Origin of the sequence: Pseudoalteromonas rubra (genome assembly GCF_001482385.1) — a bacterium.
In the GTDB taxonomy this organism is placed as follows: Bacteria; Pseudomonadota; Gammaproteobacteria; order Enterobacterales; family Alteromonadaceae; genus Pseudoalteromonas; species Pseudoalteromonas ardens.
In genome coordinates, this window is the sequence record NZ_CP013612.1 from 371062 (window position 1) to 387119 (window position 16058).

A 16058-nucleotide genomic window follows, 5' to 3' on the forward strand; every position below is an offset into this window, starting at 1 on the left:
TGCCGTGTGGTCAAGGAAAATGTATTTTTTTATGTGCCCCGATATTGGGTCAGTTACTGGTCACTTGATTCGGGCATTGATTGGGATGATGGTGCCTGGGGTAGGTGTACCAGCTGAATTCACTGTGTGTTGTCTGGCTCTTAAGTGCTTCCTGAACAAGCGGATGTACAAAGCAAAAGTGTTCATCACTTTGTTTAACCAGCCCGCTGCAGAGCATTTTGTGTAATACACATAATGGCGCGCGGATTTTTTCATTGTCATTGAATTGTTGTAGTTGGTGGGTGTTGAAACACAGTCCGAGACTAGCTGCGAATTTAAGCGTGCTGGCTACTTCACAGGGCATTGAGTTTAAGCAAGTGCGGGCAAAGTGTTGTAGTGCATCAGGGAGAGTGACAACGGGATCCAGGTCAGATAAAAGCTGCTTCAGGAAATAGGGGTTACCTTGCGCACGCGTTATGGCATCAGCTGTCTGCTCCCTGTGTTTATCAGGCACTTTGCCCTGGCAGAGTAATGTGTGACTGGCAATCTGCATCATGGTGTCGGGGTCTAACGGTTTAAGGGTGATGGTGTGGGCATGGCTAAGCCATTTTGGTGGGTGAATAAAGGCGTGTTTTTGCTGCGCCGAAATAATAAATGCGATCGCTTGTTGAGCGTCACACGAGGTGAATAATTGAATGAACTGGAGTGCATTGGCTGGTAAGTTGTGTGCACCATCAATCACAATCACTGCCACCCCTTTGTGGTGTGCATAAGCGAGCAGGTTCCGCGCAATCTGTTTATCTAATTGTTTAACTCGAGTTTGGGATAACAGAGTAAGCGTATCAGCTTCACACTGAGTTAAGTTGTTGCCCAGCCATTGACGTAAGCGCAATGTGCAAAGTGCACTGCTGGCTATCAGGTCTATTTTGTGGCGAATGTCATGGCTGGGCGTTGTATCATTGACAGACATGAGTGCTTTGATAAAAGACGGCACAGAGAAAGGGGATTGCGCGTTTTCAGTCGAAGCATCACATGAAAAAATAAGGTTGCGTTTACCCGCTGTGGTCAGTTGTGTGGCAAAAGTAGTCAGCAAGCTGGTTTTCCCGGCGCCTGTCATCCCTTGCAAATAAAGCGTTTGCAACGCACAGCGGTTGAGCGCCAGGTTGAGTAGAGAATGGAGGTGATTGAGCTCCCAGTCTCTGCCATAGCAGGGATTGGGCATATCTTTTACTAAATGACGATAAATCCAGGGGGGCGCATCGGTATCGTTAATGAGGGTGTCAATACTGACCTGAAAGTAATTGGCAAGGCTCTGTATAGTGCGACCGAGTACTTGTTTTCCAGCTTCAGCACGCTTTATTGTGGAAACCGAAACAGGCAATCGTCTATTACTGCACTCCTGGGCAAGCCTCTCCCGGCTAAGTGCTTTTTTTTCTCAGCAAACGCAGAGTTGTTTTATTTACTGCAATTCTTCCGTGGCTGGAAGTGTTCATAGTTAGCTCCTTTGGCATGTATTTAATTATTACGACATTATTACTATCAAATTATTTACTATCCATGTCTTTAATTTTATTTTTATGTTAATAGTTTTGATATTACAAGTTATTACACCTACTTTTAGGGTGTTTATAGGCGAATAGGTATTTTTGCTTTCTGGTGCGTGCTCTTGAAGGCTCGTTTGAAGCAATTTAAATGGGAGTATTTGCCTGTCTTATATATTTTTGCACGCGCTTTAACCGCAAATAAAAACGACATGTTTAAAGATTTTTAAATTTTCTTGATCTTTGTTTCACAAGAGTGCGTATTGCTCGATTGTTGACCACCTTGATGGAGAAGAACGTGAAAGCACTGATAAAAATAATGTTTATAAGTACCCTGGCCTTGCTCGCGGCTTGTTCCGACGACGATAATGAAGTCGTGATTACACCACCAGAAGAGAACTCGGTTTATGATGCTGCAAAGGCAGCTGGTAGTTTTAATACGCTGGTAGCGGCTATTGATGCTGCGGGTCTGACATCAACGTTAGACAATACCTCGAACACCTTCACTGTGTTTGCACCGACTGATGCAGCCTTTGCTGTACTAGGGGAAGAGGTCATCAATGGCCTGCTCGCAGACCCGGATACCCTGGGTAAAATACTGACCTATCATGTCCTTGCGTCAGAAGTAAGAGCCGAAACAGCGCTAAGTCTGGCTGGACAGACAACTGAAACTGTGAATGGCGCTAAGCTTGCCTTGTCGCTGTCGGGCGAGAACCTGCTTATCAACACGGCGACAGTCACACAAACCGACATCATGACAGACAATGGCGTGATTCATGTCATTGATGCTGTCTTGATGCCGCCCAGTGACGCAACGTCAACGGCAAATATTGCACAGGTAGCGACACAGGCAGGCAATTTTACAACCCTTCTGAAAGCGGTCGAAACAGCGGGATTGACCAGCGCACTCACTGGCAGTGACGAGCTGACCGTCTTCGCTCCAACCGATGCCGCTTTTGCTGCATTGGGCACGGCAACCATAAACACCTTACTGGCAAATCCTGATGTGTTGGGCAGTATTCTCAAGCAGCATATTGTAGCGGGCAAAGTGGACTCTGTGACTGCTATGTCATTGAACGGCAAAAATGCCACGACATTGGAGCAAAACCAACAAAGCGTCGCGATTGATGCTGCAACTGATATGCTGAAATTTGCTGGTGTAACGGTAACGCAAACCGACATTCCAGCTTCAAATGGGGTGATTCATGTGCTGGATGCCGTGGTAGTTGGCGATATTAGCGTACCTGAATCTTTGGGTCTTATTCCTGAGGTCGCAGCAGGTGCTGGTTCATTTAACACTTTACTGAGTTTAGTAACCGCGACAGGGCTGGATGCAACACTCGGAGATCCGACTACCAAATTTACCGTCTTTGCGCCCACTGACGCTGCCTTCGCAGCGCTAGGTCAGGAAACGCTCGATGCGCTGGCCGCAGACACCGACAAGCTAAAAGACATTCTACTTTATCATGTTGTGGCAGGGCAGAGTGTGATGTCAGATGCCGCAGCGGGGATTGCCTCGTCAACAGATAATATGGTGGCTATGGCAAATGCCGACAAAAGTGCTTTGAGCATAGTGGATAGCATGCTGTTTATTGATGACGCCGTTATTCGCACTGCCAACGTGAAAGCAGACAATGGCGTTATTCATGTACTCGACAAAGTGATCATGCCTCCTATGGATAAAATGGCCAGTGAAAAAACCATTGTAGATGTCGCGGTTGAAACGGATGAACTGTCAACTTTGGTCACAGCACTTGAGGCAGCAAACCTGGTTGAAGCGCTATCCGATAGCACCAAGCAGTTCACCGTTTTTGCGCCAACTAATCGCGCATTCCAGAAAATCCCAGCGGCAGAACTGACTGCATTGTTGGCTAATCAGGCAGGGTTAACACAAGTGTTGACTCAACACGTATTACCACTGGAAGCATCGTCTTCACTGGCTTACAGCTTAAACGGCAAGCAGGTCGAAACACTGGCGACCAATATGCTGGACCTGAAGGTGGTTGATTTTGTGTCTACGACCAACACTGAGAACGACATGATAGCTTATGATGCAGCCAACCAAAGACTGGTATCTGGTGCCGGTGCAGCTATGGCAGGTAAAACATTGTACGTGTTCGATGATGACCTGACTTTTGCTAACAGTCAATGTGTTGATGCGTGTGCGACCAACTGGCCACCTGTGATTGCAACGCAGGAGCAGGTCGCGAATATTCCGGGCTTGTCACTGCTCGCCAGATTGGATGGCAGCATGCAGGCTGTCTATTTAGGTCGCCCACTATATATGTTCGCGCAAGACGCTAACCCAGGTGATGCAACAGGACAGGGTGTTGGCGGAAAATGGTGGCAGGTGAGCTTGCCCACGTCTGGTTTACAGGTTGAAGGTAGCAATATTACCCAGGTTGATATTTACACTGCCAATGGCGTAGTACACCTGATTGATACCGTGATCACTGCGGTGGATTAATTCCCTTCCTCATCTTTCCTATGAGGCTTTGGCGCAACGACCTTACTGTTGCGCCTTTTTTAATGGGATGATTATTAATCAAGCGTCAGAACAATTCTGCCAGTGATGTTATTATTGAGCATGCTATCAAAGACTTCATTGATGGCTTCGAGTGGTTTGGTCTCAACAATGGCTTTTACTTTACCTTCTGCTGCAAATTGCAGGCATTCAACCAGATCCTGGCGGGTACCGACGATACTGCCAACGACACTGATGCCCTTGAGCACGGTATCAAAAATGGGAATAGGCATTTCCTCCGGTGGCAGGCCAACCAGAACACAGACTCCACCACGTTTAACGCTATAAAAAGAAGCCGTAAAAGCTGATTTAGAAACAGCTGTACATACTACCGCCTGAACGCCGCCAAGTTGTTCTTGTATCGTGGTGGCAGGATCTTGCTGTGTATAATCCACGACCATATCGGCACCCAGAGAGCGAGCCAGAGCCAGCTTATCGTCGCCGCTGTCTACGGCCACGACATTAAGGCCCATGGCTTTGGCATATTGAATTGCCAGATGGCCTAAACCGCCCGCACCTACAATCGATACCCAATCACCCGGTTTTACCCCTGAAACTTTAAGTGCTTTGTAGGTTGTTACGCCAGCGCAGAATAACGGTGCTGCTTCGACAAAAGGCACATTTTCGGGGATTTTAACAACATAATTGGCATCAGCTTTAGTAAATTGCGCATAACCACCATCGACCGAATAGCCACTATTTTGTTGATCTGCACAGAGGTTTTCTTCTCCTTTTAAGCAGTGTTCGCAATGGCCACAGGCACTGTGCAGCCAGGGCACGCCAACTCTGTCTCCGAGGGACAAATGGGCCACATCGTCGGCCTTTGCCACGACTGTGCCCACACCTTCATGACCTGGGATCAGAGGGAGTTTAGGTTTTACGGGCCAGTCTCCGTGACAGGCATGTAGATCTGTATGGCATACACCACATGCAGCAATTTCAACCAGTACTGACCCCGGGGTTAGTGAAGGCTTGGGTACTGTTTGAATTTCTAAAGGTTGTTTAAATGCATGAACGAGTGCGGCTTTCATAAGAGTCTCTCCTCAAGGTGTTAGCCACGAGTATAGAGATTTAAAACTGACATAGTTTGATCCGGCGCAAACTCGCCAGCGACTGTGTATTCATTTTAGGCTCGTGACTGCGCTGCTAACTTTTGTTCAGAACGTAACGATTGTCATACACCTGGTTCAAGATATCTGTGCGTTTTTAAAAAGAGCAACTAAACTTCATGCAAAATAGCAGCTTGTATTAACTTCCTTTCACTAAGCGAGTGATGTCACAGAAATCAAGTTGATCCTTTTGTAGGTACGTAAGCGGCTGTAATTTACCAAAGCAACCAGCTGCGTTAAATTTGGCATATAGTCTGTCTTGTCATTCATCGCTGATTATGTGGCGTTCAACGCAGGCAGCATAAGGGGTTGGCGCTTACTCCGACTTAACATGCAAAACGAACGCGGTTGCATATTTGTTAAATTTGTATTCTATTTTGCTTTATTTTTTAGTGCTTTGTGATAGCATCAGTATGAAAACCACCAAAAAGGAAACGTTATAGCTGTTTATAAAATAGCTACAAGTAGATAAAAACAACGTTAGGGAATGGTATTTTTAGTTCAGTAGTCGTCCCGCCAGATTAACACTAACAAAGAATTTGAACCTGATTGAACACAGTATGTCTTGGTTAATTTTATTATTAATCAAAAGCTTGTGCTCTTCGGGTGTTAAAGGTGTAGTTGATTAGCAAGGCTTGCGGTTTTAAGCGGTTAGTTAACCTTTAAACCACAATGACAGGTTGATACGACTTTGCGGTTATCAGCAGCCACAGAGATAGCACTTTGTCATTGTGCTTATGTAATTAATTGGTTTTTTCCAATTTTACGGTTCAGACAACTGTGCTTAATACCAACCGTGGTGCTAGTTAATATCGCCCATGCAGGGTCATTGAGTCAGATGTTCTGATCAAAGGAACTTACTCAATAAACCTTGTATGGGTATGGCATGAATAACGACTTAGTGGCTACATTAGTGACATTGGCCCGGACACGTGGCGATGACATTGCATATCAGTATTTCTTCGAAGATAACCAACCGGCAGTTTCCCTGAGCTACGCGGAGCTCGACTTAAAATCCAGAAAAATCGCAGCACGTTTGCTCACTTACTTTGACAGAGGCGACAGAGCTTTGCTTCTGTACAACTCAGGGTTTGAGTTTGTTGAAGCCTTTTTTGCCTGCTTGTACGCCGGTATTGTAGCGGTGCCTGTATATCCGCCAAAAAAGAATCAAAATACCGATAGACTGAGGAGCATCATCGAAGATGCTGGCGCGACGGGTGCGCTGACCAGCAGCAAGATTTATGAAATCGCTCAGCCGCTATTTGAAGCTGAAACCAGTCTCAGCAATGTGTCTATCATTGCCACCGACAGTGAAGGAGTCGAGCAGGTCGAGCCTATGGCCTGGCAGGATATTCTTATAGCACCGCAAGATTTGGCCTTTTTGCAATATACCTCAGGCTCGACGGGTAGCCCCAAAGGGGTGATGGTGAGCCACGCGAACATCATGGACAACGAAGAAATGATGAAGCTGGCCTTCGGTCATAGTGCACAAACCCCCATCGTCAGCTGGCTGCCGCATTTCCATGATATGGGGCTCATCTTTGGCATCCTGCATCCCATTTACATTGGTGCCCCAGCGGCACTGATGAATCCGACATCGTTTCTGCAAAAACCTCTGCGATGGCTGAAGTTACTGAGTGAGACCAAAGCGGTGACTTCCAGTGCCCCAAACTTTGCCTATGACCTGTGTGTTGACACAATCAAAGAAGAAGAGCTGGCAAACTTAGACTTATCGCATTGGCAAAGTGCTCTGAATGGCGCTGAACCTGTTCGGGCCAGTACACTTGAGCGCTTTTATCAGAAATTTAAACGCTGCGGTTTTCGTCGTGAGGCAACTGCGCCTTGTTATGGCATGGCTGAAACCACCTTATTTGCCACGGGCGGACGTTTAATGAAAACGCCGTCAGTGCTGCAGCTGGATAGTAGAGAGATGCATCAGGGGAAAGCATCGTTACTGACTGAACCTGCGGCGCGCACAGAGTTGTTTTACGATCTGACTGTTGCGGATAACACGCCAACAGATAATCAGCCCTATTATGCGGTGTCATGCGGCAGCACCTGGCATGGTCACACCCTGGCGATTGTGAACCCTGAAACTAAACAGCGTTGTGAGGATGGGCATACCGGTGAGATCTGGGTAAAAGGCGCCAGTGTTGCTCAGGGCTACTGGCGCAAGGCTGAGCAGACGAAAGAAATTTTTCAGGCGCGTATTGCCGATGATAATGACGGCCCTTATTTGCGTACTGGCGACCTGGGTTTTGTTCATCAAAACGAGCTATATGTCACGGGGCGTGCCAAAGACGTGATGATTTTCCGCGGTAAAAACTATTACCCTCAGGATATTGAGCTCACTGTGGTGGAGGCGCATGCTGCTATGGACAATAATGGCGGCGCGGCGTTTTCCTATTTGTCTGAACAAGGCGAAGAGCGTCTGGTTATCGTGCAGCAGGTTAAACGTACGGCCGTACGCAAACTGAATGAGCAAGAGATCTTTGCGGCTATTACTTCAGCGATTACCGAACAACATGGCATTACACCTCATGAGGTTGTGTTGATTAAGCCCGGGCGGATCCTGAAAACCTCTAGCGGTAAAATTCAGCGTCAGGAAAATAAACGCCATTATCTGGCAGATACCTTTGATGTGTTAGCCCGTTCACGAGCCCAGCAGAGCGGGTCAGACAAAGCGTCACACCCAGCAAAAAATACGCATTATTCAGACATTGAAGCAACGTTACGCACCGTCTTGCAGGAAGTGGTGGGGCTCGAAGTTGACCGCCAGCCGAACAGCCTGGATGTTGACGCCACCTTTTTATCTCTGGGTGTCGACTCGATGAAAGCCGTACGGATCTCGGGCGAGTTGATGGAGCTGCATGATATTGAGCTCGAAGCCACGGTACTTTACGAGTATCCATCGATTGCCCTGCTTGCAAATCATCTGAGTCAGTTTGACTCAGTGCGAGAACGATTGAGTGCACTAGTGCCTGAACACTCAGCGCAGCAAGCAACAAATTCGACGACCACGCAATACAAGAGCGAAGCGCGTGTGTGCACGGATAATATCGATGTGGCAGTTATTGGCATGGCATGCCGTTATCCGCAAGCCACAGGTCTCACAGGATACTGGCAATTGCTGATGGATAAACGCGATGCCATTAGTGTGCCAAACGCAGTGCGACAGGCGCTGTGTCCAGAGCTGGGCCAGACGCGTCTGGGTGGTTATCTGGATAATATTGAGCAGTTTGATGCCGGGTTATTCGGTATTTCACCGGCAGAAGCCAGATACATCGACCCACAGCATCGTTTGCTGCTTGAAACCAGCTTCCATGCCATTCAGTCTGCCGGCATGATGCCCGCAGAATTGGCCGGTCAGCCCGTTGGCGTATATGTGGGTATTTCTCAGAATGATTACTTCAATATGTCGAACAAGGCACAGCAGGGTAATGCGTACCTCGGTACCGGCACTGCACTGAGCATTGCGGCCAATCGTCTGTCCTATACCTACAATTTTACGGGCCCGAGTCTATCGGTGGATACGGCCTGCTCTTCCTCTTTGGTTGCTTTGCACCATGCGCTGACCGGGCTCCGTGCGGGTGATATGCCTATGGCGCTGGTGAGTGGTGTTAACCTGATCCTCAGTAATGAGGTCACGGACGCCTGTGAGAATGCACAAATGCTGGCACAGGATGGTCGCTGCAAGACATTCTCACGCGCTGCCGATGGCTATGTGCGCAGTGAGGGCGTGGGTTGTGTGTTATTAAAGCCGCTGACTCAGGCAATGGCCGATAAAGACCCGATCTACGGAGTACTGAAAGGCAGTGCAGTGAATCAGGACGGGCGCAGCAATGGGATTACGGCACCGAATGGTGCATCGCAACAAAGGGTGATCAAGTCGGCTTTGTGCAATGCGGCTGTATCACCTGCGGATGTGCAATATATTGAAACCCATGGCACGGGCACTGAACTGGGTGATCCGATAGAAGTATCGGCACTGGCTAAAGTGTATGGAGAAGGGCGCGCGCCCAACCAGCCTTTGCTGCTGGGATCGGCGAAAGCCAACATTGGTCACTTGGAGTCCGGTGCAGGTCTTGCCGGGCTGATTAAAACACTGTTGTGCCTTGATAAAGGGCAAGTACCCGCGCAGTTACATACCGCGCAGCTCAACACCCATATTCCATGGCAAAAGCTGCCGGTGCAGGTTGCGACACAAGCACAGAGCTGGCCTGCTCAGACGGACCAACACAGACTGGCAGCGGTCAGTTCGTTCGGGTTTGGTGGCACCAATGCCCATGTGATCTGTGCCCAGGCACCTGCTTATGCTACTCAGGATAACAAAACCTCATCGCAAAACTCGGGGTATGTGCTGCCATTGTCGGCAAAATCTGCCAAATCACTGACTGAGCTTGTTAGTCGTTATGCTGATACACTGAGCACGGCAACGCCACAAGCATTCGATGCCCTGAACAGTCAGACCGCGAGCATGCCGCATTTCAAGGAAGCCCGTCGCGCTTTTGTCGGTGAAACCAGAGAGGCGCTCGTCGCGGCGCTAAAAGATCATGCTCTGTTAACTGGTTCTGCAAATGACGCGCTGGCGTCAACGCGGGAACTGGTGTTCCTGTTCACCGGGCAGGGGGCTCAATATCCGGATATGGGCAAAGCTCTGTATGAGTCGCAGCCGGTGTTTCGTGATGCCATCAATGAATGTGACCGTTTGCTTAGCGATAAGCTGGGACCAAGACTGACCACAGTTTTGTACAGCGATCCGAGCGAGCAGTATCTGGCGCAGACTCAATGGACTCAGGTGTGTTTATTTGCCATCGAATATGCACAAGCTCAGTTGTGGCTTAGCCGGGGTGTTAAGCCGTCGCGTCTGGTGAGCCACAGCGTTGGAGAATATGCCGCGGCCTGTATAGCTGGCGTGTTTTCGCTTGCCGATGCAATTAAGCTGATTGCAGAGCGTGGTCGGCTAATGCATGCGCTGGCGGATAATGGTCGTATGGTGACTGCGCGCTGTGAGCGTGCTCAGGCTGATGCGTTGGTGGCTGATATAGCCGGTCAGCTCTCGGTATCGGCTTACCATGGTGAGTCGGGTGTGGTGTTTTCTGGTCACAATAGTGCCATGGATACTTTGTGCAAGGCGCTTGACGATGCAGGTATGCGCCACAAAGCTATCAACACGGCGCGGGCATTTCATTCTCCGCTGATGCAACCTATGCTCAGTGAATTCGCTGAGGTAGCAGCACAAGTTACCTATCACCAGCCAACAATCCCTTTTATTTCGTCAGTTACGGGTCAGCAAGAAGCGCTGCGGCTGTGCGATCCTGGCTATTGGGTTGAGCAGATCTGTGCGCCGGTCCAGTTTGAATCCTGCATAGCTCAGCTGTCTCAGTCAGACGCTTATTGTGCCCTTGAGCTTGGGCCTAAACCGATGTTATGTGGTCTGTTGCAGGAAAGTCACCCTGCTGAACAGTGTGAGTTTTTACATGTATTGCACGCTAAAGGTGCGGATTTACCACGCTTGTTATCAGCACAGGGGCGTTTGTTTGAGTTGGGCGTAACACTTGACTGGAAGCAGTTATATGCGGATGGCAACGAATCTAAAGTGCCATTGCCTTTGTACCCGTTTGATCACAGTCCTTACTGGATTGCGGAACTAACGACTGCATTGAGCGCGCAGCCCGATACTGAGGGAGCGCAGTCGCAAGCAGCTCAAGCAAGCATCACCCGAGAAGAGGCGATCCGTCATTTTGTGCTCAGTACTTTGTCGCGCTTGTTATCTATGCAAGTCGGTGACATTCAGACCCATGTGCCGCTATTGGAAATGGGTGTGGACTCGTTGATGATTATGAATGCTGTGCGGACTTACGAGCGGGAATTCGGATTAGAGTTTAGTGTACGCCAGTTCTATGAAACGCTTAGTACGGTTGATTTACTGGTAGCGTACATCATTGAACATAGTGATTACCAATGTCAGGAAGCAACGCCGATGGCCTTGTCAGGACAAGGCGGCAGCGACCCCGTACTTGCAGCACAGGCTGAACCAACGTCAGTTTCTGTACCCACTGAGTTGGTTGCGACCATTTGTCGTGAACAATTGCAGGCTGCTGCGTCAGTCACCAATACCAGTGCAGCAACCAGTGTTGAAGCCATCGCAGCGCGTCAATTAGCCATGCTACAAGGTATGAGCGGCCAGATTGGCACACAGCCAGTTAGTACGGCACTTGCAGCGGCATCTGCTCCGCAGGCTGTAACCACGCAGACTTTAGCTGAACAACCAATGACGCAGCAAAGTGAAGCCGCTCAGGTTTTACCCGGGTTCGCTCAAAAGCAGATAACCACGGCTGCCAGCAGCCAATCTGTACAAAAGCATCTGGCTTCACTGATTGGGCGTTATTGCGCCAAAACCCCTTTGTCGAAAGCCATGGTGTCTGAACATCGCGTACACCTGGCGGACTGCCGCGCGTCGGCAGGGTTCCGCATGTCAAGCAAAGAACTGCTGTATCCGGTGTTTGGGCAACGCTGTGAAGGCAGTCGGATCTGGGATATTGACGGCAATGAATATATTGATATTACCATGGATTTTGGGGTCAACTTGTTTGGTCACAAGCCTGATTTTGTCACCAAGGCGCTGAATCAGCAAATAGAGAATGGTCTGCAATTGGGGCTGGCAAGTGCACAAGCGTGTGATGTGGCAGAGCTTATCAGTGAGTTAACCGCACTGGAGCGCGTTACTTTTTGCAACTCCGGTACTGAGGCGGTGATGACTGCGGTACGTCTGGCGCGCAACAAAACCCGGCGTAACAAAATCGTGCAGTTTGAAGGGGCTTATCATGGCCATTATGACGGCACGCTGGCTCAAAACGCGCCGGGTGGGGAGTCGGTTGAACCTATGTGCAGCGGCGTCAGAGCGGGGGCTATCAGCGATAATCTGGTGCTTGAATACGGCGCAGAGTCCGCGCTGGATGCTATCCGAGCGCAGGGCAGCGACATTGCAGCTGTGCTGGTTGAGCCGGTGCAAAGCCGCCATCCGGGGCATCAGCCTTGGGCATTTTTGCAGTCACTCAGAGCACTGACTGCCGAGCTGGGGATCGCGCTTATCTTTGATGAGATGATCACCGGGTTTAGAGCGCACCCAGGTGGTGTTCAGGCTATGCAGGGGATCCAGGCGGACATGGCTACCTATGGCAAGATTGTTGGTGGCGGTTTGCCTGTGGGGGTTGTTGCAGGTAGCCACGAATATATGGATGGCATTGATGGAGGCGTCTGGCAGTATGGTGATGCCTCTTATCCGCAGGCGGATACCACCTTTTTTGCCGGCACTTTTTGTAAACACCCGTTGGTGATGGCCAGTGCTAAAGCTGTTCTGAGTGAAATTAAAGCGCAAGGTGCGCAGCTACAAGAAGCGATTACTGATAAGACTCAATATCTTGCACAAACACTGAATACGTTTTTTGCGCAGCAGCAAATTCCGATGCAGATAGAGCATTTTGCTTCTTTGTTCCGCTTCCGCTTTAGTCAAAATCTGGACGTGTTTTTTTATGAAATGCTCAATCGTGGCGTGTTTATCTGGGAGGGGCGTAATTGTTTTCTGTCGGCCGCGCATACTGAAGCAGACGTTAATGCCATTATCCAGACCGTTAAAGACAGTGTGTTGGCGCTAAAAGCGGCCGGTTACTTTGGAGAACCGGACCCAACAGATACACAGCCTGAGCGTTTCCCGTTAACGGGGGCGCAGCAGCAACTACTGGCGCTGGCGCTCAAATCTGAGCAGGGCGCTCAAGCGTATCACTTACAGGCGGTATTGCGTCTAAACGGACTATTGGACAAAACCCGTCTCACGCAGGCCATTGCTCAGCTGCTTAGCGATTATCCTTTGCTGAGTTACACCGTAGATCCGCTCACCTTGTCGCATGTACAGCTAACGCAACAGGATTTAGCATTGACTGAGCATGAGTTCAGCGACAAATCACAGTCACTTCAGACCAGGCTTACGGAATTACGTTATCGGCCCTTTGAGTTTGGTGTCCAGCCACTGTGCCGCTTTGATTTATTGCCATGCGGTACTCACGAGTATGTACTTAGCATTAGCGCGCACCACGTGCTGTACGATGGGCTCAGCCTGCAACAATTGATGAGTCGTATTGCGGACAATTATAGCCGGGCGGATAGTCAAGCAACACCACCTGCTATAGTGCATTTTAGTGCCTATGTTGAGGGCGTGGATCATTACCTGAATAGTGAAGGTTATCAGCAGGATAAAGCTTATTGGCTGGGTAAACTGGCCCCGTGCGAAGCGCTGACTCTGCCAATGTGTCCCCGGGCAGACAGTCAGGAAAGCTTTGCTGTTGAAAAGCAGGTGTTTACACTGGATGCGTTACCTCAAATTAAGGTGCTGAGCCAGTCTCAGGGATGTGGTCAGTTTGCCACCTTACTGGCTGTCTATACCTTATGGTTACACAAGCTGACGGGGCAAAAACACATAGCAGTGGGCATACCGGTCTCTGATCGGGGCATACTCAGTGACAACTACGACCCGGATGACCTGGATCTGCACTTACCTGGTTATTGCACCAATATCTTACCTATCGTCGCTCAATTCACTGGCCCGCTGACTGTGGGTGAGTTAATTAAGCAGGTGCAATCCAGCCTGCTTGAAGCCTTTGAGCATCAGCACCTGCCATACAGCGAACTAACGCATGAGCCAGTGTGTCTGCCACAGACACTCTTTAACCTGGATAAAGTGCAACACTTGCCTGAATTTTCTGGGCTGACGGTGTCGACTTGCACAACGGATACCCGCTTTGGTCAGTATGAATTAAGCTGCAACCTGTTGTGTGTGGATGGCCAGTGGACACTGGAGTTGGAGTATCTGAGCGCACGCTACGATAGCGATATGATGAACAGTTATGCGCAGTCGCTGATCACACTGTTTGCGAGTCTTGAACCTGAGCAGGTGTGCAGCCATGCAAGTTTGCTGGACAGCGAGACTCGGGCACAGTTGCTGGCGCCGGTTTCTGACAGCCAAGTGTTGCCGTTACTGCTGGATGCACTAACAGAGCAAGTGACGTGCTCAGCGCAAGAGACTGCGTTGATTTGCTCAGGGCAGTCGCTCAGTTATGAGCAATTGCAAGCGCGCGCTAACCAGCTTGCAAATTACCTGGCAGCACAGGGCGTGGGTCGTGACTCTCTGGTAGCCATTGCGCTGCCAAGGCGGACCGAACTATTGGTGGCTTTACTGGCCGTGTTGAAAACCGGTGCCGCGTTTTTACCACTTGATTTGAGCTTTCCGCAGGCCAGGTTGCAGGACATGCTAAACGACAGCCAGGCTGCTTTCTTGTTGTGTGATGAACTGAGTGAAGCGGCGGTCGCCATTGCTAATACCCATATTGAGGTTGTTGACCTGGATGCCCGGCAAACTGATATTGCTTCATGCCCAGGCACATTTGAAGTTCAGGCAATCTCACCTCAGCAACGTGCTTATGTGATTTACACATCAGGCTCCACTGGCAGGCCTAAAGGGGTTGAGATCAGCCATGGGGCGCTGGCAAACCTGTTACATACTATGGTGAAGGAACCGGGCCTGTGCCGCACTGATTGCCTGTTGAGCGTGACCACCATTGCCTTCGATATCGCATTGTTGGAATTGTTCGGTCCCCTGATGGTTGGCGCAACGGTACTGCTGGCCAGCGACGAGGCCTGTAGCGATCCAAATGCACTGCTTGAGCTCATTGGCCAACATTCGGTGACTGTCATGCAGGCCACGCCAACCTTGTGGCAATTACTGCTCTCGGCCCGTCCTGATTGTGTTGCCGGATTAACCGTTTGGAGTGGTGGTGAGCCCTTAAATGAGATACTTGCTGCGCAACTGCTTTCGCAGGCAAAGGCGCTGTGGAATATGTACGGACCAACCGAAACCACCATTTGGTCTGCAACCACTCAGATACTCGACCCTGAACACATCACTATCGGCAAGCCAGTCGCCAATACTCGCCTGATTGTATTAAGTGAAGATGCGACATCGGGTGCTGACATACAGCCTGATGGCGTATGGGGGGAGTTGTGGATAGGCGGGGCTGGCCTGGCCAATGGCTATTTGGCACGACCTGAGCTAACCGACGCACGTTTTGTTACCTATGTGCTTGATGGTGAACACGGTGAACGACTTTATCGGACCGGTGACAGAGCTCGCAGGCTGGCTGATGGCCGCTTTGAGCTCGACGGCCGCCTCGATCATCAAGTCAAATTGCATGGTCACCGGATTGAGCTAGGTGAGATAGAAGCGCAGTTGCGTAAGGTGCTGAGTGATGTCGATGTGCGCGTATTTATTAAAACCACAGCGCAAGATCAGATGGCGTTGTGTGCCTATGCCATTGAACAGGGCGAGGCGGCACAGCGCTGGAATATCAGTGCGCTGCGCAGTGCGTTAGCCAATCATTTACCAGCTTATATGTTGCCGGAGTATTTGTGCTGGCTCGTTCAGTGGCCAACCACGGCCAATGGCAAGCTGGATCGTAATGCGCTGGCGGTACCCGACACCAACTATGCGACACAAACCACCCTATGCGCGCCGGTTAACCCAATAGAAACTCAGATCCTGACCTTTTATCTTGAGTTGCTAAACACGGAGCAGCTGGGTACCCGACACAACTTCTTTGAATGTGGTGGTAATTCGGTGCTGGCCATGCAGCTGGTCTCCCGGTTAAACCAACACTTTGCCATCAGAGCGACAGTGGGAGATATCTTTGATAACCCCAGTGCCATGCAATTGGCAGTGCGTGTGGATGAACTGGTGAATGCAGGGCCGATGGCTGGCTCACAAGGCGTTGAACGCCTCAGTAATATTGTCAGTGGTCGCGATATCAGTGTGGCATTAGATGATCAATCCATGACGGAGATGGACTTGTAAGT

Annotated in this window: 4 protein-coding genes; 2 read left to right on the top strand and 2 right to left on the bottom strand. The window is 49.8% G+C overall.

Going from position 1 to position 16058, the window contains the following annotated elements; translation table 11 throughout:
• Positions 1 to 49: 49 nt before the first annotated feature.
• Positions 50 to 1360 carry an AAA family ATPase gene (locus AT705_RS20995; protein WP_058798316.1) on the bottom strand — a complete coding sequence of 437 codons (1311 nt, stop codon included), beginning with the start codon at positions 1358 to 1360 and terminating at the stop codon, positions 50 to 52.
• Between the two features lie 458 nt (positions 1361 to 1818).
• Between AT705_RS20995 and AT705_RS21000 the strand changes: the two genes are divergently transcribed.
• The gene (locus AT705_RS21000; protein ID WP_157576942.1) at positions 1819 to 3987 is read left to right on the top strand and encodes a fasciclin domain-containing protein; all 2169 of its coding nucleotides are present in this window, start codon (positions 1819 to 1821) and stop codon (positions 3985 to 3987) included.
• 74 nt (positions 3988 to 4061) lie between these two features.
• On the opposite strand, the gene adhP is transcribed toward AT705_RS21000, so the two are convergent.
• On the bottom strand, positions 4062 to 5075 hold the full coding sequence (gene adhP, locus AT705_RS21005; protein ID WP_058798318.1) for an alcohol dehydrogenase AdhP: 1014 nt from the start codon (positions 5073 to 5075) through the stop codon (positions 4062 to 4064).
• A gap of 964 nt (positions 5076 to 6039) precedes the next feature.
• Between adhP and AT705_RS21010 the strand changes: the two genes are divergently transcribed.
• Positions 6040 to 16056, top strand: coding sequence for a hybrid non-ribosomal peptide synthetase/type I polyketide synthase (locus AT705_RS21010; RefSeq protein WP_058798319.1), 10017 nt, complete (start codon positions 6040 to 6042; stop codon positions 16054 to 16056).
• Positions 16057 to 16058 lie beyond the last annotated feature (2 nt).

Bases quoted from the DNA above. Each gene is read 5' to 3' on its own strand.
- adhP (WP_058798318.1), bottom strand. From the start codon at position 5,075: ATGAAAGCCGCACTCGTTCATGCATTTAAACAACCTTTAGAAATTCAA.
- AT705_RS21010 (WP_058798319.1), top strand. From the start codon at position 6,040: ATGAATAACGACTTAGTGGCTACATTAGTGACATTGGCCCGGACACGT.